General features: G+C 45.7%; 2 protein-coding genes. Both read left to right on the top strand.

Features of this window, described 5'->3' with window-relative positions:
- Nucleotides 1-165 precede the first annotated feature (165 nt).
- Nucleotides 166-591: an HTH domain-containing protein gene (locus tag ACTNDQ_RS15320; protein WP_005342877.1), complete on the top strand. Its 426-nt coding sequence runs from the start codon at nt 166-168 to the stop codon at nt 589-591.
- An 11-nt stretch (nt 592-602) separates the two neighbouring features.
- A partial coding sequence (locus ACTNDQ_RS15315) for an IS3 family transposase (protein ID WP_441064997.1) occupies nt 603-1,608 on the top strand: 1,006 nt, incomplete at its 3' end.

Here is a 1,608-nt window from a genome sequence, read left to right as displayed (position 1 = left end):
TATAATGTACCCATAACAGTGGACACGCGAATTAGTGTAGTACCTGTTTTTCGGACACCCACACAAGACGTGCCCCTGTTCTTAAACACTGTTCCAATGTGAACCCTTTTTCTTGAACACTCCCTTCCAGATGTGATATTCTAATCACAGAAATGGAGGATTTTCATGAGCAGAAAACTATTCACAGAGGAACAACAACAGTTACTTCGTCAAAACCCCTACATCTACAGTGTTACTGAGACTAGGATCACTCTCACCAAAGAGTTCAAGGAACTCTTCATGACCGCATACAAAGCCGGTGAATCTCCGAGAAAGATACTTGAAGATCATGGTTTTGACATCAGCATCATTGGTGAACGACGCGTATGGAGCATTTCCAATCATATCCGTACCGAATATAAAAAGTACGGGGAATTCCATGCGGGTTATGGGCCACGGGGCAAAGCAGCCAGCCACGATGCACCCACAGATGCTGCCAAACCTGTATCCGAGGCTGATGAGATCAAACAGTTGCGGCATGAAGTAGATTACCTGAAACAGGAAATGGAGTTTCTAAAAAAAATTTCCTCGATCAGAACTACAAGGAAGTAGGTGCGCTGCTCATGAACGATTCTTCCTGTATATTCGAAATCATCTACAACACCATGCAGCAAAGCCATAACATCATGTCTGTCAAGACGCTCTGTGAAATGGCAGGTGTATCCCGCAGCGGTTATTACGCCTGGGTCAAAGCCGCTCCTGCAAGAGAACTTAAAGAACAGCAGGACCGTCATGACTTTGATTTGATACTCGCTGCCTACAAAATGCACGGGTATACAAAAGGTGCCAAGGGCATCTACATGGCCTTGCTTCATATGGATCCGCCTGTGATCATGAATCTCAAAAAGATCCGGCGTCTGATGGACAAATTCAATCTGTCCTGCCCCTATAGAGGCCCGAACCCTTACAGGCGGATGGCTAAATCCCTTAAGACAAGTAATGTCGCAGACAACCTGCTTCAGCGTGAATTTGAGGCATACGGTCCCAGAATCGTCCTGCTGACCGACATCACTTATCTGCCGTACAATGGCACCTTTGCTTATTTATCTACTGTCCTGGATGCCTTTACCAAGCAGATACTGTCGTATGTGCTCAGCCCATCACTGGAAGTGGATTTCGTTTTGGAAACCATCAACAAACTGGTGGAAAATCATGGAGTCTCCCTCCAGGCGGAAACGATCATTCATTCAGATCAGGGCTGCCATTATACCAGCCACAAGTTCATAAATATCCTTTATGATAAAAAACTCCGCCAGTCCATGTCCCGCAGGGGAAACTGCTGGGACAATGCTCCGCAAGAAAGCTTCTTCGGCCATATGAAAGATCACATCATGCCGAAACTTGCGGAATGTACTGAGTTTGCTGAGGTTCAGGTCATCATTGATGACTATATGGATTATTACAACACTCGGCGTTATCAGTGGCATCTTGCCAAACTGTCGCCTAATGAATTCTACAAATTTGTTACTACCGGGGAGTATCCTCTGGATATCCCGAATGCACCTGCCCCGCCAGCCATCCAGAAAGAGTCAAAAGAGCTTGGCAAAACAGCAGTTCATATAAATTCTG

This window comes from Blautia massiliensis (ex Liu et al. 2021) (genome assembly GCF_052064225.1).
Lineage (GTDB): Bacteria > Bacillota > Clostridia > Lachnospirales > Lachnospiraceae > Blautia_A > Blautia_A fusiformis.
This window is presented reverse-complemented; position numbering and strand designations above follow the sequence as displayed.